The 1,094-nt window shown below is 58.0% G+C and carries 2 protein-coding genes; both read left to right on the forward strand.

Going from position 1 to position 1,094, the window contains the following annotated elements; translation table 11 throughout:
* A partial coding sequence (gene mreC / locus lacNas_RS04995; RefSeq protein WP_201346655.1) for a rod shape-determining protein MreC occupies positions 1-732 on the forward strand: 732 nt, incomplete at its 5' end.
* A partial coding sequence (gene mreD / locus lacNas_RS05000; protein WP_201346656.1) for a rod shape-determining protein MreD occupies positions 732-1,094 on the forward strand: 363 nt, incomplete at its 3' end. The genes mreC and mreD, both read left to right, overlap by 1 nt.

Genomic DNA, 1,094 nt, shown 5'->3' on the forward strand with positions numbered 1-1,094 from the left:
CAGCGCCTGGGCAACGACATCGTGTCAGTCGGCTCAAGAATCGTCAGCGTTCCGGTTTCCTGGTTCAACGACGGCATCGACAGCGTGAGCGAATTGATGAACGCCGCCGATGAAAACAGCCGGCTGAAAAAGAAGGTTTCCGAACTGGCGCAGGTTGAAGCCCGCAATGCCGCCCTGGAAGAAGAAAACAAGCAGCTGAAGGCTGCAGCCGGGATCAAGAAGACCTTGACCAGCTATACCACGACCACCGCTTCGGTAATTTCCCGCTCCAGCGACAGCTGGTCGGAAGTTTTGACCATTGACAAGGGCAAGAGCTCGGGGCTGAAGAAGAACATGGCGGTAATGTCCGGCGGCGGCGTGATCGGCCGGATCCTGGAAGTGGACGCGGCAACGAGCAAGGTCGAACTGATCACTACGACCGACAGCTCAGCCAACCGCTTCGCCGTCCAGGCCACTTCCAGCACCGGCAAGGTGCTGCACGGGATCATCAGCGTGCAGAGCAACGGCACTCTTACCTTCACCCAGGCTTCAAGCTCCAGCAAGCTGAAGAAGGGGACAAAGGTTTACACCAGCGGCCTGGGCGGCACCTCGCCAAAAGGCCTGTTGGTCGGCACCGTTGCCGAAACCACCAAGGACAGCTTCGGCTTGTCTGACCTGATCAAGATCAAGCCAGCGGGCAACTTGAACGACACGTCGGTCGTGACGGTCATTAAAAGGAGCGTGGCTAATTAATGCGGATTTTTAAACAATGGGTCCTGGCCATTGCCCTTTACCTGGCGATGGTTCTGGAAGGCACGCTGTCGGTTTACCTGCAGCCGTCTTTGACCTACCAGCACGGCCGGGCCAGCCTGATGCTGCTGCCGGTCGCGGTTTTGGTCATTGCTTATGAAGACGACCAAAACGACAAGGAGTTCTGGCTGGCGCTGGCGGCTGGCGTCGTTTCTGACCTTTATTTCTGGGGCGTCATCGGCATCTACACCTTTGTCTTGCCGGCCCTGTCAGCATTTGGCCGCTGGTATTCGCGGGTTTTCCCGGAGCTGTTCGTCTTCCGCCTGCTGGGCAACGTCCTGGCGATTACCGTCAGCTGCCTGTAC

Source organism: Lactobacillus nasalidis (genome assembly GCF_016587775.1).
GTDB classification, from domain to species: Bacteria; Bacillota; Bacilli; order Lactobacillales; family Lactobacillaceae; genus Lactobacillus; species Lactobacillus nasalidis.